General features: G+C 74.1%; 18 protein-coding genes. 2 read left to right on the top strand and 16 right to left on the bottom strand.

From position 1 onward, the window contains the following. Positions 1–17 precede the first annotated feature (17 nt). The 3 genes from ACIQ87_RS03420 to ACIQ87_RS03410 are packed head-to-tail and all read right to left on the bottom strand — an operon-like array spanning position 18 to position 2807. Entirely contained in the window at positions 18–1688 is a 1671-nt protein-coding gene (locus ACIQ87_RS03420; RefSeq protein ID WP_402400831.1) for a trypsin-like serine protease, read from the bottom strand. Between the two features lie 48 nt (positions 1689–1736). Then, positions 1737–2261 (bottom strand): hypothetical protein, encoded by a 525-nt coding sequence (locus tag ACIQ87_RS03415; protein WP_402400829.1) that lies wholly within the window; start codon positions 2259–2261, stop codon positions 1737–1739. Between the two features lie 54 nt (positions 2262–2315). Beyond that, positions 2316–2807: a hypothetical protein gene (locus ACIQ87_RS03410; RefSeq protein WP_402400827.1), complete on the bottom strand. Its 492-nt coding sequence runs from the start codon at positions 2805–2807 to the stop codon at positions 2316–2318. Between the two features lie 419 nt (positions 2808–3226). Here ACIQ87_RS03410 and ACIQ87_RS03405 point away from each other — a divergent pair, with 419 nt between their 5' ends. Then, positions 3227–7225: a polymorphic toxin-type HINT domain-containing protein gene (locus tag ACIQ87_RS03405; RefSeq protein ID WP_402400824.1), complete on the top strand. Its 3999-nt coding sequence runs from the start codon at positions 3227–3229 to the stop codon at positions 7223–7225. Then, the gene (locus tag ACIQ87_RS03400) at positions 7222–7524 is read left to right on the top strand and encodes a hypothetical protein (RefSeq protein ID WP_402400821.1); all 303 of its coding nucleotides are present in this window, start codon (positions 7222–7224) and stop codon (positions 7522–7524) included. The genes ACIQ87_RS03405 and ACIQ87_RS03400 overlap by 4 nt, the downstream gene beginning before the upstream one ends. Before the next feature lie 141 nt (positions 7525–7665). Here ACIQ87_RS03400 and ACIQ87_RS03395 read toward each other — a convergent pair whose 3' ends face one another. From ACIQ87_RS03395 to ACIQ87_RS03335, 13 genes are all read right to left on the bottom strand, one after another. Further along, a complete protein-coding gene (locus ACIQ87_RS03395; RefSeq protein ID WP_402400819.1) occupies positions 7666–8568 on the bottom strand; it encodes a phosphotransferase family protein in 903 nt (300 codons plus the stop codon). After that, positions 8565–9815 (bottom strand): MFS transporter, encoded by a 1251-nt coding sequence (locus ACIQ87_RS03390; RefSeq protein WP_402400817.1) that lies wholly within the window; start codon positions 9813–9815, stop codon positions 8565–8567. The genes ACIQ87_RS03395 and ACIQ87_RS03390 overlap by 4 nt, the downstream gene beginning before the upstream one ends. Beyond that, the gene (locus tag ACIQ87_RS03385) at positions 9812–12475 is read right to left on the bottom strand and encodes a lantibiotic dehydratase (protein WP_402400814.1); all 2664 of its coding nucleotides are present in this window, start codon (positions 12473–12475) and stop codon (positions 9812–9814) included. Before ACIQ87_RS03385 ends, ACIQ87_RS03390 begins: the two co-directional genes overlap by 4 nt. Before the next feature lie 4 nt (positions 12476–12479). Further along, complete coding sequence (locus tag ACIQ87_RS03380; RefSeq protein ID WP_402400811.1) at positions 12480–13433, bottom strand: PHP domain-containing protein; 954 nt, start codon at positions 13431–13433, stop codon at positions 12480–12482. Further along, positions 13433–14485, bottom strand: coding sequence for a hypothetical protein (locus ACIQ87_RS03375; RefSeq protein WP_402400809.1), 1053 nt, complete (start codon positions 14483–14485; stop codon positions 13433–13435). Before ACIQ87_RS03375 ends, ACIQ87_RS03380 begins: the two co-directional genes overlap by 1 nt. Continuing rightward, positions 14482–15579: an arginase family protein gene (locus tag ACIQ87_RS03370; protein WP_402400806.1), complete on the bottom strand. Its 1098-nt coding sequence runs from the start codon at positions 15577–15579 to the stop codon at positions 14482–14484. Before ACIQ87_RS03370 ends, ACIQ87_RS03375 begins: the two co-directional genes overlap by 4 nt. Before the next feature lies 1 nt (position 15580). Beyond that, a complete protein-coding gene (locus tag ACIQ87_RS03365; protein WP_402400803.1) occupies positions 15581–16927 on the bottom strand; it encodes a B12-binding domain-containing radical SAM protein in 1347 nt (448 codons plus the stop codon). Between the two features lie 164 nt (positions 16928–17091). Beyond that, positions 17092–19632 carry a lantibiotic dehydratase gene (locus tag ACIQ87_RS03360; protein WP_402400800.1) on the bottom strand — a complete coding sequence of 847 codons (2541 nt, stop codon included), beginning with the start codon at positions 19630–19632 and terminating at the stop codon, positions 17092–17094. Positions 19633–19786: 154 nt separating this feature from the next. Continuing rightward, positions 19787–20011, bottom strand: a complete 225-nt coding sequence (locus ACIQ87_RS03355) for a hypothetical protein (RefSeq protein ID WP_402400797.1) — start codon at positions 20009–20011, stop codon at positions 19787–19789. A gap of 150 nt (positions 20012–20161) precedes the next feature. Continuing rightward, positions 20162–21391: a PLP-dependent aminotransferase family protein gene (locus tag ACIQ87_RS03350; protein ID WP_402400932.1), complete on the bottom strand. Its 1230-nt coding sequence runs from the start codon at positions 21389–21391 to the stop codon at positions 20162–20164. 65 nt (positions 21392–21456) lie between these two features. Further along, on the bottom strand, positions 21457–22599 hold the full coding sequence (locus ACIQ87_RS03345; RefSeq protein ID WP_402400794.1) for an alpha-hydroxy acid oxidase: 1143 nt from the start codon (positions 22597–22599) through the stop codon (positions 21457–21459). Next, complete coding sequence (hppD, locus tag ACIQ87_RS03340) at positions 22596–23693, bottom strand: 4-hydroxyphenylpyruvate dioxygenase (RefSeq protein WP_402400791.1); 1098 nt, start codon at positions 23691–23693, stop codon at positions 22596–22598. The genes ACIQ87_RS03345 and hppD overlap by 4 nt, the downstream gene beginning before the upstream one ends. Before the next feature lie 114 nt (positions 23694–23807). Then, positions 23808–25157, bottom strand: coding sequence for an MFS transporter (locus tag ACIQ87_RS03335; RefSeq protein WP_402400788.1), 1350 nt, complete (start codon positions 25155–25157; stop codon positions 23808–23810). Between the last annotated feature and the right edge of the window lie 35 nt (positions 25158–25192).

Below are 25192 nucleotides of genomic sequence, written 5' to 3'. Positions count from 1 at the left end.
GCTCGGTGAACCACCGGTCAGAGGGAGCTGGTGATCACGGTTCCGGTGTGGTTGCCGGGGATCGCGGTGAGGTTGAGGTCCTCGGGGGCGCTCCAGCCGCCGTCGGCGTGGCGGGCGGTGAGCAGGACCTTGTTGTCGTTGGTGGTGACGGCGAACACGGCGTCGGTGTCGACGGTGGCGGCGCTGATACCGGTGCCGGCGACGTTCCCGACGACGCTGCCGAGCGACCTGACCGGCTGCCAGCTGCCGCTGGCGTAGCGCATGGTGTGGTACTGGCCGTCGCTCGCGATCAGGGCGAGGTCGAGGTCGTCGTTCTGCCGGGTGACGGCGACGGCGCTCACCGGCGCGGTGGCACCGGCGGCCTCGGCGACCGAGCCCCAGCGGGACCAGCTCCCGGAGGCGAAACGGGCCGCGTGGTAGACCTTCCCACCCGACACGGCGGCGATGTGCAGCTCCCCGCCCGCGGCACCGGCCGCCGAGATCGACGTGATCCCGTTCAGCGGACCGGTCACGTCGGTGACCAGCTTGAACGACGTCCACTGCCCGCTCGCGGAGCGGACGTTGTGGAACAGGTAGCCGTCCGCGACGACGACCACGTGCAGGTCACCACCGACCGAGGCGATGGTCACCTGGGTGATGTTGCCCAGGTCGGACACCGTCGTGTTCAGGTCGACGAACTTCTGCCCCCAGCCGCCGTCGAGGTTGTGCACGGCGTAGTGCAGGTGCCCGTCACCACCGAGCGCGACCACATGGGTGTCACCGTTGATACCGACCGAGGACGCGGCCCGCACACCACCGATGCTCCCGGCCACGGCCTGGACATCCTCGAACGGCGTCCACGACCCGTCGTACAGCCGGGACGCGAAGAACAGGTTCGCGTCACCGCGCACCAGGGCCTGGGTCTTCCAGCCCACGGCCTTCGCACGGACCTGCTGCACCCACCCGGCGACGTCGTCGACGCGGGAGTTGAACGCGCCGGTGCGGGTCTCGGTGGCCGGTACGCCCAGGCAGCCGCCCTGCCACGAGCGGGAGGCGACGGCCACCAGCTCCGCCTTGCCGTTCACCTCACGCACCACGGGAGCGCCGGTGTCGCCCTTGCAGATCGCCGCGCCGCCCGTGCCGGTGGTGCCGATGCCGGTCGCACTCACCGTGTCGAGGGAGAACGCGCCGCTGTGGAGCTTGAGCGGCGCCCACTCGTCCTTGGTCCGTCCGTACGCGGGCACCTTCAGCGTCTGCCCGGCGGTGGGGGCGGTGGAGGTGACCGCGAGCGGGGCGATGCCGTCGACCGGCGTGCCCAGGCGGGCCATCACCAGGTCACGGTCGGCACGCGGCACCAGCTCGGTGATCTCGGCGGTCTTGCCCTTGGACGTGGTCAGGTCGGTACGGCCGATGGTGGCGGTGGTCTTCCACTTCGGCGCACCCGCGGCCAGCGCCTGCGGCTGCGCCGGGTCGTCGGCGAAGCAGGACGCGGCGGTGAGCACCCAGGAGCGGTCCACCAGCGTGCCGGTGCAGGCGCGCAGGTTGTCGCCGATCACCAGGCGCGCGGTGTAGGTGTAGGAGTCCTCGGCGGCGCCGGCGCCGCCGACGGCGCCGGCCGGGGGCGTGGCGAGGGTGGTCAGGGCGCCGGCGGCGAGGACGGTGGCCAGGGTGCCCGCCCGCAGGTTGCGGGGCGAGGAGTTGCGAAGCATGTGTGTTCCCGGAGGTGAGAGGTGGCGTGTGGATGCGGGCGGTGGCTGTCAGCCGGTGACGGTGAGCTCGGTGATGCCGGCCGGGTTGCCGCTGGTGCCTTCGCCGATGCCCTTGAAGCCGTCCTTGGGGACGTCGAGGGTCTGGGCGGTGCCGTCGACGGTGAGGCCGACCTTCAGTGAGCGGCCGCCGCTGGTCTGGACGGCGAAGGCGTCGGGCAGCTGGAGGGTGAGGGTGCCGGTGGTGCCGGCGACGGTGAAGCAGATCCGGTTGTCCGGGTTGCCCGGGGCGCGGGTCCAGATCTGGATCTGGGTGGGCTTGGCGCAGTCGCCGAGCAGGATGTGGCCGTCGCCGCGTACCAGTTTGACCTTGGTGACGGTGTCGGCGCCGGGGTAGGTGAAGTCCTCGACGGCCGGGGGTGCGGCGGAGTTGTCGGCGGGGGGCGGGGTGGTGTCGGCGGAGGCGATCGCGGTGGCTCCGGCGAGCGCGGTCGCGGTCACGGCGGCGGCGGCGAGCCACCGGCGTGTGGTGGTGCGGCCGGTCCTCCTGGTGCTGCGGAGGGGGGTGTGGGTCACCTGGGGCTCCATCGGGAAGGGTGAGCGGGGAGCGGGGAGCGGTGCCGGTGGGGGTCAGCCGGTGATGCGCAGTTCGAGGAGCGCGGCGGGCTTGCCGGTGCCGGTGCCGCTGCCGATGCCGACGCTGGCGGCGGTGCCCTTGGCGATGTCGACGCTCTGGACGCCGTCCACGGTGGTGAGCTTGGCGTTGACCGAGTAGTCGTCGGTGCGGATGCGGAAGACGTTGGGCACCTCCAGGGCGAGGTAGCCGGTGGTGCTGGTGGCGCGGAAGCAGATCTGGTTGCCGCTGCTGTTGGGCAGGTCGAAGCTGAGGACGCTGATCTGGTTGTCCACGGCGCAGTCGGACAGCATGATGTGGCCGTCGCCGCGCAGCAGCTTGACGTTCGGGTACGGGGCTGGGCCGGGGTGGTTGAAGTCCTCGACCGCCACCGGCGCGGTCGAGTTGTCCGCGGGGGCGCCGTCGGCCGACGCGAGCGCGGTGGCGCCCAGCGTCACGGCCGCCACGACGGCACCGCCAACGAGCCAGCGGGACACGTGCTTTGCCATTCCTAATCCTTTTCGTTCAGCTGGTGTTGCCCTGAAGGGCGGATCCACGGATTGGCGCGAACCAACCTGATTGGGTGGCGAACCGCGGGCCCTTAACGAAGCGTCAATGTCCTTGGAAATGCGTGCTCTCACTGCAGCGCGGCCTTTGTCGCCCCCGGCGGAATCCGGCCCATCGAACCAGATGGACTGACGCCTCGACAACTGTTTCCATGGTCAGCAGGGGTGGAATGTCTTGGTTTTCAAGGCAATGTGGGGTTCGTGGTGATGTGTTTATTTTGCTGGGCTATGCCTGTGACCGGGGGCGTCATCGCCTTCACTTTGCGTGCAACTTCGTGGCTTCGTAGGCGTTCTGTTGTGGTTTCATTTGTCGTAGGCTCCGCTGCGGCCGTGATTGGCCGGCACCGACAGCGGAGGTTTTGATGCACCATTCGATATCCGGCTCACGACGGCGGAGGAGGGGGAGGCCGCCGCTGCTGGGCAGGCTCTCCCTGAGCCTGCTGCCGCTCGCCCTGACGGCGGGTCTGGTGGGGGCGGGCATTCCGAACGCCGTCGCCGTCGAGCCGACCGGCGTGAAGGTTCAGCTGAGCCCCCGTGAGCGCGCGGTGCAGGCGTGGCTCGACGGCGGTCCCCGGGTGCACGAACTGGCCGAGGCCGCGTTGGCGGGCTCGGACCAGGACGTGACGCGGTTCGTCTACAACGAGCTCGTCGGCTCCCAGCACCTGGACGACCTGCTGGCCGCGTCGCAGATCGAAGGCGTGGGCGGGCCGAAGGTCCGCGAGGCCGCGGGCAAGGCCATCGAGGGCACCCCCGCAGAGCTGCGCGCGTTCCTGGAAAGCGGCTGGCAGTCGGCCATGGACGCGGACCGGCGGCTGTGGATCACCCGGATCATCGACCCCGCGACAGGGGCGGGCCGTGGTCTCCAGGCCGCGGGCGATGCCGCGTTGCGCAGCAACAGCAGTGAGGAACTGCAGCGGTTCCTGACCGAGGGCCAGTTCCCGGCCAAGGACGCGGACGACCGGGTCAAGCTGGTCCAGATCCTGAGCGCGGGCGGCGCGAACACCCAGGCGGCGGCTCGTGCGGCGCTGAACGGGTCGATCGAGGACGTCCGCGACTTCCTCGCGGTCGGTCAGTACGTCGCGCAGAACCGTGACCTGGAGCGCGCGAGCATCGCGCAGCTGGTCCAGCAGGCGAAGGACGCGGGCGCGCAGGCGGCCCAGGAGACGGCTGCGGCCATCGACGCCAAGAACACGGCCGTCTACGAGGCGCAGAAGGCCATGGAGGCCGCGGCCAGGGCCGCGGTGGAGACGCAGCAGGCGGGCAACGATTCGGCCAAGGCGACGGAGGCGGCGAACAAGGCCGCGACGGCGGCCGAGCGCGCGGGCAAGGCGGCGAACACGGCGCTGTCGGCCGCGCGTGCCGCCAACGCGGGTGCGCGTGCCGCGGCTTACGCGGCGTCGAACGCGGCGGCCGCGGCGGCCGGGGCCCAGCGGGCCGCGGCCGGTGCGCGGACTTCCGCGGCCGCGGCGGCCGGTGACGCGACCAAGGCGCACGAGGCGCGAGTGGCGGCGGACGCCGCTGACGCGGCCGCCAAGCTGACGGCGGCCGCGGAGGACACGCTCGTCCATTCGGACAAGGCCCTCGCAGACAGCAAGGACGCGTCGGCTGCCGCGCTGAGTGCCAAGGGCAACGCGGACGCCGCGGCGGGATCCGCCGAGCAGGCCGGTGCCTACGCGGCCAGCGCCGGCGGCCAGTCGGCCAAGGCCAAGCAGGCCGCGGCGACGACGCGCCGTCAGGCCGCCGAGGCCGGCCGTGCGGCCGCCGCCGCGCAGCAACTGGCCGGGGAGGCCGCGACGCAGTCGCAGCTGGCCGCGGCGCTGCTGAAGTCCGCGCGCGAACACGCCGCCGCGGCGGCCCAGGCCGCCCGGGACGCCGCCGACCACGCCGGCCAGAGCGCGAACGCCGCGCAGGAGTCGACCGACCACGCGAACGCCGCCTCCGGCTACGCGGCGGATGCCCAGAACGCGGTCGACAAGGCCAACAAGGTCCAGGACCTGGCCCGCCGCATCGAGGCCGAGGACCTGACCAACCGCACCGCGGTGGCCGTGGAGAAGGCCCGCCAGGCCAAGGCCGAAGAGGCGGACAAGCAGGCGCAGACCGACCGGGCCGCCCAGGAGGTCCAGAAGGCGAAGGCCGAGGCCGCCCGTCTCGCCCAGCTGGCCGACCAGCCCGGCACCACCCCGGAGCTGGTCGCCACCGACGGCCGCAAGCTCGCCCTGATCTCCCGCAAGATCTCCGGTGAGTGGGGAGCGGCGGCCGCCGAGGACGCCCTCACCGGTGACGACACGGCTGTCTTCGCCTACGTGAAGACCGGCCGGCGGGAGGCCGAGGAGCGCGACGCTCGCGAGCACGTCGCCCAGATCCACAAGGACGCCGACAGCGAGGCGGTCCGCACCGCGGCCTACGCCGCGCTGCAGGGCGACAGCGCCCGGATCAGCGCCTTCCTGAACAGTGGTCAGTTCGAGGCCGCTGCGCCGGAGAACCGGCTGACGATCACCCGTCTCAGCGACAAGGCCGGCCCCGCCGTCAAGGCCGCCGCCGACGCCGCGCTGCGGACCAACACCCCAGCGGCCCTGCGGGACTTCCTCGGCAAGGGGCTGTCGGACGCGCAGGCCGCCGACGACCTTCTCACCGCCACCCGGCTGGAGGACGCCCCGTCCACCGAGCCCGAGCTCAAGGCCGCGGCGAAGATCGCCATCGAAGGCCCCGTGCGGGGTCTGCGCGCCTTCGTGGCCGAAGGCCAGTACACCGCGCAGCAGAAGGACCAGCTCACCGCGCTGCACGTCGCCGATGTCCAGGGCCTGATAGCCCAGGCGACCGCCGCGTCCGCAGCGGCCCAGCAGAACGCGGCCACGGCTCAGGCCGCCGCCGCCTACGCGCGTGGCATCGCCGACGAGGCCAGGGGCTACGAGGCCACGGCCAAGGCGTCGGCCGACACCGCCGCCGACCACGTCGCCAAGGCCCAGGCCGCCGCCGACGCCGCCCAGGCCTCCGCCGCCAAGGCCGCCGCCGCGGCGAAGACCGCCAACACCGCCAAGGCCTCCGCCAACCGCGACGCCGCCAGCGCCGTCCACTCCGCCAACCGGGCCGAACAGTCGGCCGGGCAGGCACGGCTGGCCGCGGCTGAAGCCCATGAGTCCGCGAGCGAGGCCCGGGCCTCGGCGGTAGCGGCCGGCAAGGACGCGGAGGCCGCCCAGGCGTCCGCCGACGACGCCCGCGCCAACTACCAGGGCAAGTTCGACGCCGAGCAGAAGGCCGAGGCCGACAAGCTGGCGGCCGATCGCCTGGTGGCCGAGAAGCAGGCTCAGCTCGACAAGCAGAAGCAGGACTCGATCGCGGCGATCGAGGAGGAGATCAAGAAGGCGAAGGAGGACAACGAGACCTCCAGCGCCATCTACCGCCTCGTCTCCGAGAGCATCCACTTCACCCTCGACGTCATCGGCGGCGCGGGCGGCGTCATCGCCCCCGGCCTCGCCGACATCGCCGACCTCGTCAACTGCGCCTACTACGCGGTCGAAGGCCGCACCACCGAGGCGGTCGAGTCCTGCATCGGCGCGATCCCCTTCATCGGAGACGGTGCCGCCGTCGCCAAGCTCGCCAAGTGGGCCAAGAAGTTCGGCTCCTGGGGCGAGAAGGCCGTCGAGTTCATCAAGAAGCTGGTCGGCCGGGTCCCCAAGTCCTGCCCGCTGAACAGCTTCCCGGCCGGCACCCGCGTCCTCATGGGCGACGGCTCCACCCGCCCGATCGAGACCGTCAGGATCGGCGACGAGGTCCTCGCCACCGATCCCATCACGGGACAGACCGGACCCCGCCGGGTCACGGCGACCATCTTCGGCCCGGACGACCGCGACTTCACCGACGTCTCGCTCGGCGCCGGGCAGTCCCTGACCAGCACCGACCACCACGCCTTCTGGTCCGAGAACCGGAAGCAGTGGATCTACGCCGTCGACCTCAAGACCGGCGACGAACTGCGCGACCCGGTCGGCCGGCCCCGGCGCGTCGAGGACGTCCGGCACTGGAACACCCTCCAGCCCGCCTACAACCTCACCGTCGAAGAACTCCACACCTACTACGCGCTCGCCGGGGCCACGCCGGTCCTGGTGCATAATGACGGCGAAAACCTGTCGCCCGAAGATCTCAAGGCGATCCGGACCTACGAACAGCGGATTGCCGAACACGAGCAGAAGCTGAAGGAATACCTGGAGAATCCGGACGCGTACGACAACAAGGGATTCCTGAAGAACGCGCCCAATGATGAGGTGCGAAAGAGCATCATCGAGGGAAGGGTCAGACACCTCAACAAGGAGATCCAGACCTTCAAGGACAACATCGCCAAGATTCGCCCCGAAGGATGCAAGTGAACGAACCTGAACTGCAGATCCCCTTGGAAAGGCTGCGCGAGGCGCTCGATGTGCTCGTGCGCCATGTCGCCGCCAGCGCGCCGGCCGGAGGGATCGCCATCGATCACGACGCCTTCTGGTCGGTCCCGGTAGCGTCGATGGCCGACGTCTACTCCGGTCCTCCGGAGCTCACCATCGGCATGGTTTCCGAATCGTGGAGCCAGGTCGAGGAGATGATCGACGACGAGGAAAAGGCCATCGGGTACGGTCTGGTCTGGCTTGCCGATGTCCTTCGTGCCATCGGGTCGAAAGTCGTGTAGTCGCCGAGCCGTAATTCCGGCAACAGTGCCGATCCGGTAACCGCGCAAGGCCCCGCCGAAAGTACGGCGGGGCCTTGTGGTCGTTCGGCGTCACCTGCCGACGTCACCGGGTGGGGCAAGGTCCCACTTCCGCGTGACTGGTCAGGGGCGGCCGAGGCGCACGGCCAGGTCGCGGGCGTGGGCGGTGGCGGTGGGGGCGCGGGTGGGGTCGGGGGCCTCGGAGAGGAAGACCAGGGCGAGCATCAGGGCGGCGTCCAGGCGGCAGGCGAGGAGGCAGGGGTCGTCCTCGGCGGGGACGGGGGCGAGGGTGGCGTAGCCGGCGCGCAGGGCGGTGAGGTCGAGGTCGTTCTCCGGGTAGCGGGCGTATTCGGCGAGGCGGCCGAACTCCAGGGCGGGGGTGCCGAGGAGGGCGTTCGACCAGTCCAGGAGGGCGGTGGTGCGGCCCTGGTGGCGGCGGATGTTGGAGCTGCGGACGTCGAGGTGGAGGAGGCTGCTCCCGGTGAGCGGGGAGAGGTGGCGGGCGAGGAGCCCGGGGGCCGGGGGTGCGGGCCAGTCGTCGACGCGGTGGGCGAGTTCGGCCCAGCGGCGGGCTATCCGGGCGGCGAGGGCCTCGGCGGTGGTGCCGCCCTCGGCGGCGACGGGGCGCAGCCGCGGCGGGGGCACCCGGTGGAGCCGGGCGAGGAGCCGCCCGAGGGCGTGGGAGTCGAGCGGGGAGCCGTCGTCGGGGACGTAGTCGGAGAGCAGCACGTCGGGGGAGCCTGGGTCGTCGGCGAGGACCAGCTCCCGGGCCCGGGCGACGGGCAGGCCGTGCTCGGCCAGGTGCCGGGCGATGGCGTGCTCCTGGACGAGCAGGGCGCGGGTGTCCACGTGCGGGTCGTTGGCGTTGGAGTCGAAACGGCGGTGCGCGAGCCGGACGGCGACCGGTGCGCCGTCCCGCGCCCGGGCCCGGAAGACGGTGAACTCCAGTCCCTTGCCGACGAGTTCGAGGCCGCTGAGGCCCCACTGCTCGGCCAGTCGGTCCAGTGCGGCGAAGCGTTCGCTCATGGGGCGTCCTCCGGTGTGTCGTGACGGTCCGTCACCCTGCTGTCCCGTAGCAGGGTGTAGGCGATCGGCAGGCAGGTCAGCAGGGTGGCCGCGCCGCCGAGGGCGAAGGCGGCGCGCGGCCCCGCCGAGGCGCTCACCCGGCCGAAGACCAGCGCGCCGAGGGGCATCGTGCCCCAGGCGAACAGCCGGTAGACGCCCGTGGCCCGGCCGAGCATCCGGTCCGGGATGACCGTCTGGCGCAGCGAGACGGCGACGACGTTCCAGACCATCAGGGCGAAGCCGGTCAGGCCGTAGGCGGCGGCGACCACGGCGACCCGGTCGGTGGCGGCCACCGCCAGGCCGGCGGCGCCCGTCAGGGCCAGGTTGCCGACCAGTGCCGGGGCCCGGCCGATCGCCCTGGTCAGCCGGCTCGCGACGGCGCCGCCGACCACGCCGCCGACCGCCCCGGCGGCCAGCAGTGCCCCGTACGCGGAGTCCGGGAGCTCCAGCACGTCGCGCACCAGGATGACGAGGACGGCGATCTGCCCCAGGTAGACGGCGTTGACGACGCCGGCGGAGACGGTCAGGGCGCGCAGCAGCCGGTCGCGGAGGACGAACGCGACGCCCTCGCGGATGTCGGCCAGGAGGCGGGGCCCGCCGGCGGACGGGCCGGGTTCGGGCTCGGACTCGGGCGCGCGCACGCCGCGCAGCAGCGCCGCGGAGGCGAGGAAGGAGAGCGCGTCCAGCAGCAGCGGGACGGCGCGGCCCACCGTGAACAGCACGCCGCCGACCACCTGTCCGAGCAGGTCGCGCCCGGCCGTCTGGACGGCGAAGAGCCGGCCGTTCGCCGACTCCAGCCGTTCCTTGGGCACGACGCCCGGCAGCAGCGCGAAGGACGCGCAGTCGAACAGCACCTCGCCGACGCCCAGCAGGAACGCGGCGGTGACCAGCGGCCAGAAGCCCAGTCGGCCGGCGGCGAGCAGCACGACGGTGAGGAAGAGCACCACGGCGCGCAGCAGGTCGGCGAGGACCATCAGCCGCCGCCGCTCGAAGCGGTCGGCGTACGCCCCGGCGGGCAGCGCGAAGAACAGCCAGGGCAGGGTGGTGGCGGCGGTGACCGCGGACACCCGGAAGGCGTCGTGCAGCACCGCGGCGGACAGCAGCGGCAGCGCGGCGAAGCGCATGCCGTCGCCGACCGCGGAGGAGGCGGCGGCGCCGAGGACGCGGTGGTAGCCGGAGTTCGGACGGACGGCGGTGTCGGTGCTCACCCGCGCGGCTCCGACCGCCGGCCGTCCCCGGCCGAGGGGCCGTCCCCCGTCACGAGGCTGTCCCCCGTCACGAGGCCGTTCCCCGTCGAGAAGACGGCGCAGCGCAGTTCGCTGGTGTACCGGTGGCCGTCCACCTCCAGCCAGCGCTGGTCCGGGGCGGGCAGCATCTCGGAGACCTCCAGGACGCCGTCGGCCCCGCCGGCCAGCCGGACCAATTGCCGTACCAGCAGCGGGGAGTCCCAGTCCACGTAGACCGGCTTGGGCTCGCCGGGGACCTTGACGAAGACGTGCCGGGGCAGCCGGTGCTCGGCGCGCAACCGGCAGGCGGCGACGAACCGGGCGGCGTCGTCCCGGCCCCGCTGCCGGCCGAGGACGCCCGTGTCGCGCAGCCGGTCGGCGGGGATCCGCCAGGTCTCGCGCTGCAGCACGACCCGGCCGCAGCGGATCCGCGGGATGTGCGTCAGCTCGGGCGCGTCCAGCCCGGCGCCGCCGAAGTGCCGGGGGAAGGCGAACGGGGAGAGCGGGTCCTGGCGGATGCTCGGGCCGCCGGCCGGGGGCGCCATCAGGCGCAGCCGGCCCCCGACGCCGTGGGCGCGCAGCTCCAGCCGGCCGCCGCGCAGCACCAGGTACAGCTGGGAGGGCTGGAGGACCCGGTCGCGGGACTGCCCGGAGCGGCCGTAGACCTCCAGGTCGTGGCAGGGGTAGACGAGTTGGGTGGAGGACTTGTCGGGGTGGCCGCGGGACAGGTTGGCGAGCACCTCGTCGTCGGCGAGCAGGGACCGGTAGCCGCGGTACACCTCGGGGAGCAGCTCGGGGACGTGCTCCTGGACCAGCGGGCCGAAGCTGGTGTGGGTGATGACCTCGCGCACCGCGTGGCAGTCGCCGATGACGGCGGTGAACCGGCCCTCGGCCAGGTCCTCCCGGCTCTTCGCGGCGAACAGGATGTCCGGGTCGCAGAGCGCCGGCGGGCCGCCGGGCCGCGCCGCGAGGACGGCCGCCATCCGCTCCCGGTCCACCACGACCTCGGAGCGGTCCGGGTCCGTCGCGGCCGCGCCGAGCAGGGCCGCGCCGATCTCCCGGTCCAGTTCGGCGAGTTCGGCCTCGACGGCGAGGCACTCCCGGGCGATGGCGTCCCGGTCGCGGAAGAACTCGGCGTAGAACACGTCCAGCGGGATCTCCACCCCGGGGCCGAACCGCCCGGCCACCCACCGGGTGAGGATGGCCAGTTCGCGCCGCATCCGCAGGCGCGGGCCGGCCAGCACGGTCTCGTACACGACGGACAGCTCGTCGGTGATGAAGCGGGCGAGGTCCGGGCCGACGGTCAGGTCGGCCGGCCGGCCGCGGGCCTCCTCGAACAGGATGCTGCGGTCGGCGTAGTGCAGGCCGCTGTTGCGGTTCGCGGGGCCGCCGGTCAGCCGCTCGAACCGGGCCTTGGTGGCGGCGAGCGCGGCCGCGCGCTCGGGCAGCGGCAGCCGGGCGAAGCGGGTCAGGTCCGCCTCGAAGCCGTCGATCGCGGCGAGCAGCGGGGCGGCCAGGTCGGCGGGTGCGGCGAGCAGCTGCTCGCGCAGGGCGGCCAGCGGCCGGTGGTCGCCGATCGGGATCTCGAACTCGACCACCACCCATTCGCGGTCGGCGAGGGCGGCGAGCACCCGGTCGAAGGGCGCGGGGCTGCGCAGCTCGTCCTGCCAGGCCCGCCGCAGTTCGCTCAGGGTGCGTTCGCCGTCGCAGTGCCGCCACAGCCAGGCCTCGTACGGTTCCACCGGCCGGCCGCCGAGGTGCCGGAAGTCCCAGTCGGCGTCCAGGCCGTCGCGGGTGGTGAAGGCGTAGAGGTCGATCCGGCCGTCGCGCAGGAAGGACAGCGGGCGGCGCCGGGGCCGGGCGTGGTCGAGCAGGCCGGGGACGGCGCCGGCGCTGCGGGCGATCCGCTCCGCGGCCCAGTGGCTGAACAGCGCCCGCCGTTCCAGCTCCCGTTCGCCGGACCAGTCGATGCCGGGGGCGGTGCCGAGGCGGCCGGGGGTGAACGGGCCGAAGTGCGAGTGGGTCTCGTTCTTGGTGGTGACCCGCTGGAGGTACATGGTCAGCAGGTCCGTCATCTTGCGGGTGCGCCGGCCCGTCCCGCCGTCGTGGCCGTCGAGCCAGGCCGCGAAGGTGGGGTAGGCGGAGTCGTTGGAGAGCAGCAGCACCTGTCGCAGCCGCTCGTCGGCGAAGGCCCCGACCACGGCGGCCCCGGCCCGGTCGAGGCGGTCCCGGTGCCGGGCGGAGAAGCGCTCCTGCTCCTCGGCGAAGTGCCGGGCGGCGTCCTGGTAGGCGTGCAGGACGGTGGCGGCGTCGGCGGGTGCGGCGGCCGCCGCGGCGGCCAGTTCGGGCCCGGGGACGGGCAGCAGGAAACCGGCCGTGGAGGACAGCCGGGCGGCGCCGGGCACCGGGTGCCGGCGCAGGACGGCCTTGAACTCCTCGGCCAGTTCCTTCAGCCGGCGCCCGCGGGCGACGAGCGCGTGGGCCTCCTCGGCGGCGTCCGGGTCCGCCAGCGGCGCGAGCAGCTCCATCGGGAAGCCGGCCTGGCGGAGCACGACGACCGGCGCGAGCTGCCAGGCGGCGCGCACGCCGGGCCCGGCGGTGGCGGGCCCGGTGCCGGTCTGGGGGTCGTTGACGGTGGTCACAGCCTCACCTGGGAGTGGAGTGGACGGGCGGACGGCGGTCGTGCAGGGCGTCCAGGACGGCGAGCGGATCGGCGGGGAGCGCGGGCAGCAGGCCGGGGCGCGGCGCCCAGGGCTTGACCCGCGCCCCGTGGTGGTCGGACCCGGCGGTGGCGACCAGGCCGAGCCGCCCGGCCGCCTCGGCGAGCCGGGCGCTGTCGGCCGGGGTGTGCCAGCTGGTCCACACCTCCAGCCCGGCCAGCCCGGCCGCGCGCAGCGGCTCCAGCAGCGCGGCGCACCGCGGGGCGTCCAGGCCGGTGGTGAGCGGGCCGGGGTGGGCGAGCACGGCGACCCCGCCCGCCTGTTCGATCCAGCGCAGCACGTCCACCAGGTCGGGGTAGCGGGGGTGTTCGACGTGCAGCGGCCGGCCGGGCCGGCACCAGTCGGCGGCGAGGCGGGCGAACCGGTCGCCGCCCTCGGCGTACGGGGCGAACCTGGGGTCGTCCCGGGCGGCCTCCAGCAGCAGAGCCAGATAGTCGTCGACGTGGGCCACCCGGTCGCCGCCGATCCGCCGCTCGACCCCCGCCCGGTCCAGCGGTACGCCCAGGGCCCGCACCCGCTCGGCCCAGTCGCGCCACCATGCCAGTTCGGCGTCGTGGACGCGTCCGATCCGCCGCCGGAACGGCTCGTCGCCGGGGTCGACGAAGTAGGCCAGGCAGTGCGCCTCCTCGCCGCGCCAGGCGGTGGTGATCTCGCAGGCCGGCACCACGGTGAAGTGCCCGTCGGCGGCCCGCTCGAAGGCGGCGACGCCCGCGAGGGTGTTGTGGTCCGTCACGGCGGCCACCCGCAGTCCGGCCGCCACGCACCGCCGGGCCAGTTCGGCCGGCGTCTCGTCGCCGTCCGAGTGCCGGGTGTGCAGGTGCAGGTCGACCGGGGTGGCCAGGGTGGCGGGCGCCCCCCGCGTCAGCGGGCTCCGGGCCATCAGCGGGCCCCGGGCAGGGTGCGCCGCCAGGAGGCGGCCAGCCAGCGCTCGTACGCGGGGCCGGACGGCTCGTCCACGACCAGGCAGAGCGGCTCGATGATCCGCCCCGCGCCGCCGGCCAGGCCGCCGTGCAGCATGGTCAGGTTGTGGCCGAGCAGCAGGTCGCACTGCTCGCCCGGGGCGAGCACCTCCCAGCGGCGGCGGAACCGCGCCCAGGTCAGGCCGGTGGCCATCAGCACCAGGTGGCAGAAGAGCCGGGCGGCCTCGCCCCGGCACTCGCCGCAGGGACAGTCGCGGGCCAGCGGCGCGGCGGCCGGGTAGCGCCCGCGCTCCTCCTCGGTCAGCTCCGCCTCGCCGTGGTGGAAGGACAGGCCGTGCCAGAGCGGCTCCTCCAGCCCGAGCATGGCGCCCACCGAGGGGTAGGCGCAGCCGTGCTCCGGCTGGCGCGCCAGGCCGCGGCTCAGGTTGTCGCCGAGCCAGCGGGCGGCGGCCGCCGCCGGGTCCGCGCCCCGGTCGACGCCGCGCCGCTCCAGCACCTCGCCGATCACGCCGAGCCAGTCGTAGTACGTGGTGACGCTCAACCCCTCGCCGACCTCGGGCAGGAAGATGCCCTGGTACATCTTGTGCGCGGGGGTGGTGGTGTACCCGGAGTCGCCGTAGGTGCGCCGGGCCGGGTCCCAGTCGGGGGCGTCGTGGATGCTGGGCGTCAGGTACGAGCAGTGCTGGCCGTCGTGGTGGGGCAGCAGGGTCCGGGTGGCGTGGCCCCCGGGCACGTGGGTCCGCTGCGCCCGGTCGACCTCCAGCCGCATCCGCCCGGGGGCGCCGCGGGCGATCAGCGCGGTGCGCACGCGTTCGACGATGCCGGTGGACAGCCGGCGGCTGTCCTCGACCCCGAGCCGCAGCCGGCCGATCCGGAACACCGCGTACCCGACCCGGTGGACGACCTCGACGGCCTCGGCGGCGAGGGCGTCCAGTGCGCGCTCGCGCTCGGCGGGGGGCCCGGAGACCAGCGGGGTGCAGTCGAACTGCGCTTCGTGGGGCGTGAATCTCACCGGTGCTCCCGGGGTGCGGAGGGGGTGCCGCCGGGGGCCCAGGGCGCGAGTTCGGCCGGGGCCACCTCGGTGCGGAAGAGGAACTCGAAGAGCAGCCGGGCGGCGATCTGCGCGGTGCCGCCGGACGGGTCGTAGCGGGGCGCGATCTCGGCGATGTCGAGGGCGCCGACGGGCAGCGCCCGCAGTTCCTCGTAGACGTCGAGGAGGTCGCCGATGGTGATGCCGCCCATGGTGACGTGCCCGGTGCCGGTCGCGGCGGCGCTGTCGAGCACGTCGATGTCGAGGGAGACGTAGACGGTGTCGCAGCGCGAGCCGAGTTCCTCGATCACCGGGCGCAGCGCCGCGGCGGCGCCGTCCCGGGTGATCGAGGAGCCGGGCACGACATGGAAGCCGCGTTCGAGCAGGCCGCGGAACTGGTCGTACCTGGTCACGTCCCCGACGCCGACGAAGGCGATGTCCTCCGGGCGCATCCGCGGGATCTCGCTGATCCGGCGGGAGTTGGAGCCGTGGTAGAGCGGCCCGTGCAGGGTGCTCCAGTTGCCGAAGTCGAAGTGGTGGTCGATGTTGACGAACCCGACCCGGGCGGCGCCGTGGTCGAGGCGTCCGGCGCGGAAGCCGGCGAAGGTGGGGAAGGTGCAGGAGTGGTCGCCGTTGAGGAAGACCAGGTGCGGGGCGTCGCGGCTCAGGCGGCGGCTCTCGGCGGCCACGGCCTGGAAGGTCTTCACCGTGTCCGTCGGGTAGACGTGCAGGTCACCGGCGTCCGCGACGCGGGGCGCGAGGTAGCGGAAGGTCCGGCCGGTACGGGTGTCCAGCATCCGCCACTGGCCGAGGCTGGTGAGGTAGCTGGAGAAGACCAGGCTGGCCTGGCGGACGGCGCGCGGCCCCTCCGCGGCGCCCGGCCGGGAGCTGGCGGTGGCGTCGAACGGCACGCCGGACACCACCCAGCCCGCCCCGCCGACGTCCACCCGCTCGGCGGTGGTGGTCGGGGCGCCGAACAGGGTGCCGACGCCGGCCCAGCCCGGCAGCGGGTCCTGGGCGAAGTCCTCGGGTGAGACGCTGTTCCGCAGCGCCTCGAAGTCGGGGAGTTCGGTCATGTCAGTCCTCCCGCACGGCGGGCACCGGGACGGGCGTGGTCCGGGGGCCGCGGATGACGTCGTGGGCGGTGGCGATCTTCTCCTGGAACAGCGCCCAGCTGTCCTCGGGGGACAGGTGCCGCGGCCGGTAGACGACCGGGGCGTCCTCCCGCCAGTCGGCGAAGTCCCAGTTGAAGATGCGCTCGCGCAGCCTGGGGAAGTCCGGGGTCAGCGGGTACGGCACGAAGTTGTACAGGTTGAAGAGCCACAGCGCCGATTCGTTCTCCCGCATCCAGGTGACGGTCTGGCCGTGCGAGGCCTCCGTCTCCTCGTCGAGGCCGCCCATCATGTTGAGGACGATCTTCAGCCCGGCGTCGCTGAGTTGACGGATCTTCGAAGTGTAGTCGTCCAGGCCACGGGAGAGCTTGTTGAGCCGCTTCAACATCTGCGAGTCGGCCGACTCGAAGCCGAGTTCGACGGCGACGACGCCGAGTTCGAGCATGGCGTCGACGATCCACTCCTTCACCTGCATCACGTGGGTCTGCACGATGAAGCGGTGGCCGGGGCGGTCGCGGAAGACGTCCAGCAGGTTGCCGACGGCCTCGCGGGACTGGCCGAAGGTCTTGTCGCCGATGTAGAAGAGCCGGGTGTCGGGGAAGCGGGCGGTCAGCTCGTCCACCTCCCGGGCGAGCGCGTCCCTGGAGACCAGCGTCAGCTGTTTGCTCCAGGCGTCGCCGCAGAACGAGCACTGGTACAGGCAGCCGTGGCTGGCGTTGAGCCGCAGCAGCGGCACCCGGCCCTGGTAGCCGGCGAGGTGGCGGTAGTCCGGCGCCCAGGTGATCCGGTCGGACACCAGGCCGGGCAGCAGGGGCTTCTCCAGGCTGCCGCCGGACCCGGAGGCGAGTTCGACCAGCCGGTGCACGAAGGTGGCGTCGAGCTGGCCGCGGTGGACGGCGTGCACGGAACCGTCCGGGGCGAGCGGGGCCATGTTCCCGCCGAGGACGACGCGCCGGCGGGCGTGCTCCAGTCGCTCGGCCACCTCCAGCGCGAGGCGCAGGTTCTGGGCGAGCGGGGACATCAGCACGAGGTCTCCGGCGGCGGTCGCGTCCAGCAGCGCCTCGGCGCACAGCTCCGGTTCGGCCGGGGTCCCGGACAGGTCGCGGAAGACGGAGTCCAGGCCCGCGGTGTCCAGCAGGGCGGTCAGGTGGGCGACCCACAGCGGCATCTCCCACAGGCCGTCGGTGGGGATGAAGTACTCGGGCAGCATCGCCCGGAATCGCCGGTCGTAGTCGTCGTAGTAGCGCGCCAGCTTGGGGTCGGGGTCGTGGCTGGAGGGAAAGGGCAACTGGACGATGCAGCTCTTGGTCATGGCGGTGCCTTCGGTCGGTGAGGGCGCGGCGCCCTCGACGTGGAGCACGGGAGGCGGATCACTCGGGGGTGGATCACTCGGGGGTGGGGCACTCGGGGGTGGGGAACGGGAGGCGGACCACTCCGGGGTGGGGCACCGGACGTGGGGCGCTCGGTGTGGAGCGCTCAGGGGGAGCGGGGCGAGAAGACCGCGCAGCGCAGCTCGCTGGTGTGGCGTTCTCCGTCGATGTCGAGCCAGAGGTGCTCCGGGGCGGGGAGCATCTCGGTGAACTCCAGGTCGGCGGCCGTCCTGCGGGCGAGCCGGAAGACCTGCCGGACGACCAGGGGCGAGTCCCAGTCGACGTAGACCGGCTTCGGTTCGCCGGGGATCTTCAGGAAGCCGCGGCGTGGCAGGCCGAGTTCGCGGCGCAGCCCGCGGGCGGCGGCGAACTCGGGGGCGTCGCCCCTGGACCGGTGGACGCCCGGGCTCCAGCCGCGCAGCGCCCCGGCGGGGATGCGCCAGCGCTCCCGGTGCAGCACGACGCGGCCGCAGCGGATGCGGGGCAGGTGGTCGCGGTCCCGGTCGCGGATGCCGACGCCGCCGAAGTGCCGGGGGAAGGCGAACGGGGAGAGCGGGTCCTGGCGGATGCTCGGGCCGCCGGCCGGCGGGGCGAGCAGCTTCAGCCGGCCGGTCAGGCCGTGGGCGCGCAGTTCCAGCCGGTCGGCGGTGGCCACCAGGTACAGCCGGTCGGGCCGCAGGACGTCGGAGCGGGCCTTCGGGGAGCGTCCGTACACCTCCAGGTCCGGGCAGGGGTAGGTGAGTTGGGCGGCGGTCTTGTCGGGGTGCGAGCGGGAGAGGTCCACCAGCGTCTCGTCCTCGTCGAGCAGACCCCGGTACCGGGCGTGGATCCCGTCGAGCAGTTCCGGCGCCTCGGCCTGGAGCAGCGGGGCGAAGCTGGAGTGGGTGAGCGCCTCGCGGACGGCGTGGCAGTCGCCGACGACGGCGAGGAAGTCGCCGCGCCCGATCGCGGCGGCGTCCGGCGCGGCGAGCATGACGTCCGGGTTGCACAGCGCGGGCGGGGTGGCCGGGTGGCGGGCGAGCAACTCCTCCAGCCGGGCCCGCTCGACGACGTTCTCCGGCCGGCCGTCCTCGGCGCCGTCCAGCAGCAGGGCGACGACCTCCCGGTCGAGGGCCTCGGCCTCCCGGTCCACCTCCTCGCACCGCGCGGCGAGCAGCGGCCGGTCGGCGAAGAAGGCGGCGTAGAAGTCCGGCAGCGGTACGGGCGTGCCGAGGCCGAAGCGCCGCGCCGTCCAGTGGTGCAGGACGGCCAGTTCGCGGCGGACGCGCAGCCGGGGGACGAGCAGCGTCAGGTCGTAGACGGGGGAGAGCTCGCGGCCGATCAGTTCGGCGACGTCCGGGCCGAGGACGACGTCCCGCACCGGGCTGTACGCCTCCTCGTGGAGGATGCCGCGGTCGGCGTAGTGCCGGCCCCCGGAGCGGTTGGCCGGCGTCCCGGTGACCTCCTCGAAGGCCGCCTTGAGTTCGCCGAGGAGGGCCGCGCGGCCCGCCGTCGGGCCCTCGGCGAAGCGGCGCAGCCCGTCGTCGAGGCGGCGCACCACGGCGAGGTCGGGGGAGCCGGCGGGGAGGTGCCCGGCGAGCGAGCGCAGCACGTCGGTGGATCCGATCGGGATCTCCCAGCGCCCGACCAGCCAGTCCTGGTCGACGAGTTCGGCGAGCACCCGGTCGAAGGTGCGGTCGGCCGGGCGGTCCGGCCGTCCGGCCCAGTCGTCGCGCAGCCGCGCCACCGTGCGCTCGCCGTCGCAGCGCTCCCAGAGCCAGCACTGGTGGGCGTCGAAGGTGTCGGACCGCACCGCGACGAAGCGCCAGCCGTCCGGCATGCCGGTGGTGGCCTCGAACGCGTACAGCCGCACCACCGGGCCCTCGGCGAAGGCGAGCGGGCGCCGGCGGGGGCGCACCGTCTCGAAGGCCTCCGGCCGGGCGCTGAGGACCGCGGCCATCGCCTCGCCCGCCCAGTGGCTGAGCCGGGCGACCCGGCGCAGCGGGCCGGTGGACCAGGTGACGCCGGCGGGGCCCCACGGGGAGGTCCGGGCGACGGCGAGCGGGCCGAAGTGCGCGTGGGTCTCGTTCTTGGTGGTGACCCGCTGGAGGTACATGGCGAGCAGGTCGGTCATCCGCCTGACGTGCCCGTCCGAGCCGGCGCCGCCGGCGGCGATCCAGGCCGTGAACTCCTCGAAGCGGGCGTCGTTGGACAGCAGCAGGACCTGCTGGAGGGAGGGCTCGCGGAAGAGGTCCAGGACCGCCCCGCGGGCGTCGGCGAGGGCGGCGCCGTGCTGCCGTTCGAACGCCGTCCAGTGGGCGTCCAGGGCCAGCACCGCGTCCTGGTAGCGCTTGGCCGAGTCCAGGGCGGCCGGGCCGAGTTCGGCCCCGAGCCGGGCGAGGTCGACGGGCGGGAAGGGCCGGAGCATGCCGACACCGGAGGCGAGGTCGCCCCGGGTGCCGGCCCGCTCCGCGCGCAGGGCGGCCTTCAACCGCCGCCCCAGTTCGACGGCTTCGTCGCGCAGGGCGAGCACGGTGTCGGCGGCCCGGGCGGTCGGGGAGTCGACGACGCGGTCCAGCAGGGAGAGCGGGTAGCCCGCGTGGCGCAGCATCGCGACCGGGGCGAGCGACCACCCGCCGCCACCCCGGAGCTCCCGAGCCTCGTCCATGATCGCCCCCAACGGCCGTTCCGGTCACGACGGTTCGCGACCAGACCATTCTGGCGGCAATCCTTCGTGTCGGTACCGTCCGGACGGGTGAAAGCGGCCGCGGTCGGTGCGTCGGGAGATCCGCGCGCGGGTGACTGCCGGACGCGGTGGTCGGTCAGTCGGCGGCGACCGCCTCCACCACGGACAGCACCGTCCCCGTGGGCAGGACCCGGGACAGCCGCAGGCCGGCCCGGTCGAGCAGCTCCGCGAAGTCCGCCTCGGCGCGCAGGGCCGCGGGGAAGGCGAAGCCGAGCGCCTCGTCGACGAGGAAGGCGGACGAGCGGCGCAGGGCCTCCTCGGTGGGCTGGTGTCCGGCGGGCCGGTTCTCGTCGTGCGGCATGCGTCCTCCTCGGTGGGCTCCGGTGCTTGCGCCGGGAGACTGCCCGGCGTGGCCGCGCCGAAGCGCACCGTCACCACCGGAGCCGACGCCTACGCCGGAAGGGGCGCCCCTCGGCGGGACGCCCCTTCAGGGTGGGCCGGGGCCCGCGGGTCAGGAGTGCGCGGTGAGCAGCGCGGCCAGCCCGTCCAGCCCCCGGTCGACGGTGGCCGGGTCGACCTGGCTGACGGAGAGCCGCAGTTGGTGCTCCCCGCCCTCCCCCGGGTAGAAGTGCGACATCGGCGTCCAGATCACCCCGTACTCCGAGGCCGAGCGCTCCAGCAGCGCGTCGTCCACCAGGCACGGCACCGTGAGCACCAGGAAGAACCCGCCGCGCGGCTCGTTCCAGGTCACCCCGCTGCCGGGCGGGAAGCGCCGGGCCAGGCCCTCCAGCACCAGCGAGAGGTTGCGCCGGTAGAGCGCGGCCACCTCGGTGTTGGCGGCCCGCAGGCTGTGGCCGTGCTCCAGCAGCGCGCCGCCGATCACCGCCTGGGCGATCGGCGAGGTGTTCACCGTGGTCATGCTCTTGATCATGCCGAGCAGGTCGGCGAACAGCGCGGTGCCGCCCTGCCCGTCCGCCACCAGCTGGTCCGCCACCACGTACCCGACCCGGGCGCCCGGCAGGGCCGTCTTGGCGAAGGAGCCGAGGTGGACCACCCGCCGTTCGGTGTCCAGTGCCTTGAGCGAGGGCAGCCGCTCCTCACCGGCGAAGACGCAGTACGGGTTGTCCTCCAGCAGCAGGAAGTCCTCCTCGCCGGCCAGCGCCAGCAGCTCCCGGCGCAGCTCCAGCGGCAGGCTGGCGCCGCTCGGGTTGGCCACGTCCGGCACCAGGTACAGCGCCCGCGGGCGCAGCCCCTCGGCCCGGGCGGCGGCCAGTTGCCGGCGCAGGTCGGCGAGGTCCACGCCGTCCGGGCCGTCGGCGACGGCCCGCACCGGCAGGTCGGCCAGCAGCGCCGCGCCGGTCAGCCCCACATAGGTGGGGGAGACGGCCAGCACCACGTCCTCGGGGCCGCGGCGCAGCGCCCGCAGCACCAGGAACATCGCCTCCTGGCAGCCCACCGTCACCACGATGGACTCGGCGGGCACCTCGATGCCCTCGTCCGTCGCGAGATGGGTGGCGATCAGGTCGTGGATGATCCCCTTGGTCCGCCCGTACTGGAGCACCTGGCGGCGGGCCTGCTCCTCGGTCAGCCCGCGCTCGGTGCGCAGGTGGTCGAGGTAGCGGTCCAGGTGGCGGTGGACGGCGTCCGTCTCGAAGAACTGCTCGGCCGGACGGCCGGCCGCGAAGGAGACCGCCTCCGGGTAGCGGATGGAGATCTCGTTGAGCAGGTTCATCGAGGTCATCGCCGGGTCGGCGAGCGAGGTGTGCAGGCCCGCCAGCAGCAGGTCGTGCGGTGCGGCGTCGGTGGTCACGGGGTGCTCCAGGTGGTGCAGGGCAGGGTGGTGGTGCGCAGTTCGGCGGCGGCCCGCAGGTCGGCGCAGCCCGCGAGGCCGAGGGCGTGCCGCAGTTCGGCGGCGAGCAGGTCGAGGACCTCGGTGCAGCCCGCCTCGCCGCCGGCCGCCAGGCCCCAGATCAGCGGGCGTCCCAGCAGCACCCCGGCGGCGCCGAGGGCCAGCGCGGTGAGCACGTCCGAGCCGCCGCGCACCCCGCTGTCCATCAGCACCTGGCAGTCCTCGCCGGCCAGCGCCTCGGCGACGGCGGGCAGCACCGTCAGCGCGGGAACGGCCCGGTCGAGCTGGCGGCCGCCGTGGTTGGAGACCACCACGGCCGCGGCGCCGATCCCGGCGGCCCGCCGCGCGTCGGCCGGGTCGAGCACGCCCTTGACCACCAGCGGCAGTTCGGTCTCCCCGCGCAACCACTCCAGGTCGGCCCAGGTGACGCCGGGGGAGAGCAGCTCGGCGGTGTGCGCGGCCACCGCCGAGACGGCGGTGGTGGACCGGTGCGCCCGCCCGGCGGCGCCGCCCTCCAGCAGCGCCGCGCGGACGTCCTCGGGCAGCGCGAAGGCGTTCCTGGCGTCACGCAGCCGGCGGCCCATGTACGGCACGTCGGCGGTGACCACCAGGGCCTCGCTGCCGGCCTCCTCGGCCGCCCTGACGAGGTCGAGCAGCCGGCCGCGGTCGCGCAGCCAGTACAGCTGGAACCAGAGCGTGGCACCGGTCTTCGCCAGCTCCTCGAAGCCGACGCTGCTGAGCGTGCCGACGGTGAACGGCACGCCCGCGGCGGCCGCGGCGCGGGCCGAGGCCAGCTCGCCCTCGGGGTGGAACAGCCGGTGGTAGGCGACGGGTGCCACCGCCACCGGCAGCGCCGCCCGGCTGCGCACCAGGGTGGCGGCGGTGTCCCGGGTGCCGACGTCGGTCAGCACCCGGGGCACCAGGCCCACCCGGTCGAAGGCGGCCCGGTTGGCGGCGAGGGTCAACTCGCGCTCGGCGCCGCCCTCCAGCCACTCCCAGACCTCGGGCGCGAGCACGGCCCGGGCCCGGTCGGCGTACTCCGCGACGGACAGCGCCGGGCGTACGTCGGCCGGGGGTTCGCTGCGGACGGACGCGCTCATCCGGCCACTTCGCTGGCGTTGCGCTGGAGCTCCACGGCCTCGTAGAGCGCGCGGATGTTGTTGCTGCCGAAGTTGCGGGCCCGGATGCGCTCGATCACCTCGAAGAAGAAGGTGTTCCGCGGGTGCTGGGAGCGGGTGAAGATCTGGAACAGCTGGCCGTCGTGGTCCTGGTCGACCAGCAGGTTCAGCTCGCGCAGCTGCTCGAAGGAGTGCCGCAGCGGCGTCAGGCGGTCGGGCAGCGCGTCGTAGTAGGTCTGCGGGGTGCGCAGGAACGGCACGCCGCGCTCGGCCATGACGGAGACGGAGTGCACCGCGTCCTCGGCGGCGAAGGCGACGTGCTGCACCCCGGCGCCGTCGTGGCCGCCCAGGAAGGAGGCGATCTGGCCGCCCGCGTCGGCGGTGAGCGGCTCGATCAGGGTGAGGGTGACGCTGCGGTCGGCGCTCTGCACGACGGCCGAGTCCATGCCGAGCGTGCCGACCTCGACCCGCTCCTCGAAGATCGTCCGGAAGCCGAAGACCTCGCGGTAGCGGTGCTCGGTCTTGCGCAGCTCGCCGAACGGGACCAGGACGGCGAAGTGGTCGACGGAGCGCAGGCCGACCTGGCCCTCGCCGGTCAGCGGGGCCGGGTCGGGCAGGCCGGGGATACGGCCGGCCGGGGCCTCGGGACCGCGCTCGATCAGGGTGTGCACCACGTCGCCGAAGGCGTCGACCACCGCGGTGACGCAGCCGTCGGCGGCCTGCGGCTCGCGCAGGGCGGCGGCGCCGCGGGCGGTCAGGACGTGGAAGGCGTCGGCGGCGTCCGACACCCGCAGGCCGAGGGCGCCCACGCCGTCGCCGTGCCGCTCCAGGTAGTCGGTGGCCGGGTGGCCGGCGGCCAGCGGCTGGGTGACCAGCAGCCGGATGTCGGCCTGGCCGAACAGCGCGGAGAGGCAGCGCTCGGCGGCGTCGCCGCGCTCGGTCGGCGGCACGAGCAGCTCGAAGCCGTACTCCGCGGTCAGCCGGGTGGTCTCGGTGCCCAGGTCGGCCACGTAGAACTCGACGTGGTCCAGCGCGACGGGGATCGGGGTGGCGGCGGGAGAAGAACGGTCGGTCATCTGAGGAGCTCTCTGGTGAGGAGGAACGGGAGGTGCTGAGGGGTGATCGGGTGATCGGACGTGCGGGGTCGTGCAGGCATGTGGGGTGGGGCGGGGCGGGTACGCCGGGGCCGGTCAGCCGGCCTGGAGGTCCTTGGCGTCCTGCCGCTCGGCCGGGCCCTCGGGCGCGGACGCGCCCTCGGGCCGGGGCTCGGATGCGGACTCGGGTTCGGGCTGGGGCTGGGGCTGGGACTCGGGCCGGGGCTCGCCGTCGGACTCGGACTCGGACTCGGCGCCCGGCGGCTCCGTCGGGGCCTCCGGCTTGCCGATCAGGTGGGCGGCCGCGAGCAGCGCGCCGACCACCATCACGCCGAGCACCACCCGGAAGTCCAGGGCGGCCACCAGGCCGGAGCCGACGCCGACGGCCAGCGCCTGCGGTGCGGTGAGCGAGAGGTTGACGGCCGCCTGGGCGCGCCCCATCAGCTGCGGCGGGGTGGACGCCTGGGCGGCGGTGGCCAGCCCGACCATGGCGGCCGGGATGCCCGCGCCCGCGATCACCAGGCCGGCCTCCACCACGTACAGCGACGGGGCGAGCAGCAGGACGGTCCCGAGGCCGAACACCGCCGACCCCGCCATGACCGTCCGGCGCGGCCCGAGCCGGCCGATCAGCAGACCGCCGACCACCGAGCCGCCCAGCGCGCCGACCGCCTCGGTGGTCTCCAGCACGCCGAGGAACTGCGGCGAGCGGTGCAGTCCGTGCTGGGTCAGTGCGAACAGCACCGGCTGGAGCAGGCTCAGCACGAAGCCGGAGACGGCGGTGGCCGCCACCAGCGACCGCAGCCCGACCGAGGCGCGCAGGTGGACGAAGCCGGCCAGCACCTCGCTGCGCCACCGCAGGCCCGAGGGTTCCGGCTTGACCTCCTCCACCCGCAGGGTGAGGAAGCTCAGCGCCGCCAGCAGCAGCACGACGAGGTCGGCCACGGCCACCGCGTGCCCGCCGAACCAGCCGTAGAGCCCCGATCCGACCAGTGGTGCCACCAGGGTGGTGCCGGCCCGGGCGCTCTGGGTCAGCCCGGCCGCCGCACCGAAGTCCTGGCGCTCCGTCAGGATGCTGCGCAGCAGCGCGCTCTGCGCCGGGGCCAGGACGGCCCCGGCCAGACCGCAGACCGTGGCGGTGCAGTAGATGATCCAGACCGTGTCCCGGCCGTCGACCAGCAGCAGCGGCAGCAGCGACACCGCCACCGCCAGGTTGACCCCGACCAGCAGCGGCCTGCGGCGGACCCGGTCGGCGAGCAGGCCGCCGAGCGGCAGCAGCAGCAGCGGCGCGGAGAAGCAGAACAGCACCAGACCGGCGGCGGAGTTGCTGCCGGTCAGCACCTTGGCCCAGATGCCGAGGGCGATGGAGAGGGCGCTGTCACCGAGGACGGACAGGGTCTGCCCGACGAGGTAGCGCCGGAACTCCGGGCGGGCCAACAGCGGGTGCATGGCGGTTCCTTCGCTGCGCCGACGGCGGCGCTTCG

Origin of the sequence: Kitasatospora sp. NPDC096204 (genome assembly GCF_044763205.1) — a bacterium.
GTDB lineage: Bacteria > Actinomycetota > Actinomycetes > Streptomycetales > Streptomycetaceae > Kitasatospora.
Note: the sequence above shows the minus strand (reverse complement) of the source record. Positions and strands in the feature narration are given on the sequence as shown.

Bases quoted from the DNA above. Each gene is read 5' to 3' on its own strand.
- ACIQ87_RS03380 (WP_402400811.1), bottom strand. From the start codon at position 13,433: ATGGCCCGGAGCCCGCTGACGCGGGGGGCGCCCGCCACCCTGGCCACC.
- ACIQ87_RS03335 (WP_402400788.1), bottom strand. From the start codon at position 25,157: ATGCACCCGCTGTTGGCCCGCCCGGAGTTCCGGCGCTACCTCGTCGGG.
- ACIQ87_RS03395 (WP_402400819.1), bottom strand. From the start codon at position 8,568: ATGAGCGAACGCTTCGCCGCACTGGACCGACTGGCCGAGCAGTGGGGC.
- ACIQ87_RS03345 (WP_402400794.1), bottom strand. From the start codon at position 22,599: ATGAGCGCGTCCGTCCGCAGCGAACCCCCGGCCGACGTACGCCCGGCG.
- ACIQ87_RS03405 (WP_402400824.1), top strand. From the start codon at position 3,227: ATGCACCATTCGATATCCGGCTCACGACGGCGGAGGAGGGGGAGGCCG.
- ACIQ87_RS03360 (WP_402400800.1), bottom strand. From the start codon at position 19,632: ATGGACGAGGCTCGGGAGCTCCGGGGTGGCGGCGGGTGGTCGCTCGCC.
- ACIQ87_RS03350 (WP_402400932.1), bottom strand. From the start codon at position 21,391: ATGACCTCGATGAACCTGCTCAACGAGATCTCCATCCGCTACCCGGAG.
- ACIQ87_RS03420 (WP_402400831.1), bottom strand. From the start codon at position 1,688: ATGCTTCGCAACTCCTCGCCCCGCAACCTGCGGGCGGGCACCCTGGCC.
- ACIQ87_RS03370 (WP_402400806.1), bottom strand. From the start codon at position 15,579: ATGACCGAACTCCCCGACTTCGAGGCGCTGCGGAACAGCGTCTCACCC.
- hppD (WP_402400791.1), bottom strand. From the start codon at position 23,693: ATGACCGACCGTTCTTCTCCCGCCGCCACCCCGATCCCCGTCGCGCTG.
- ACIQ87_RS03410 (WP_402400827.1), bottom strand. From the start codon at position 2,807: ATGGCAAAGCACGTGTCCCGCTGGCTCGTTGGCGGTGCCGTCGTGGCG.
- ACIQ87_RS03365 (WP_402400803.1), bottom strand. From the start codon at position 16,927: ATGACCAAGAGCTGCATCGTCCAGTTGCCCTTTCCCTCCAGCCACGAC.
- ACIQ87_RS03355 (WP_402400797.1), bottom strand. From the start codon at position 20,011: ATGCCGCACGACGAGAACCGGCCCGCCGGACACCAGCCCACCGAGGAG.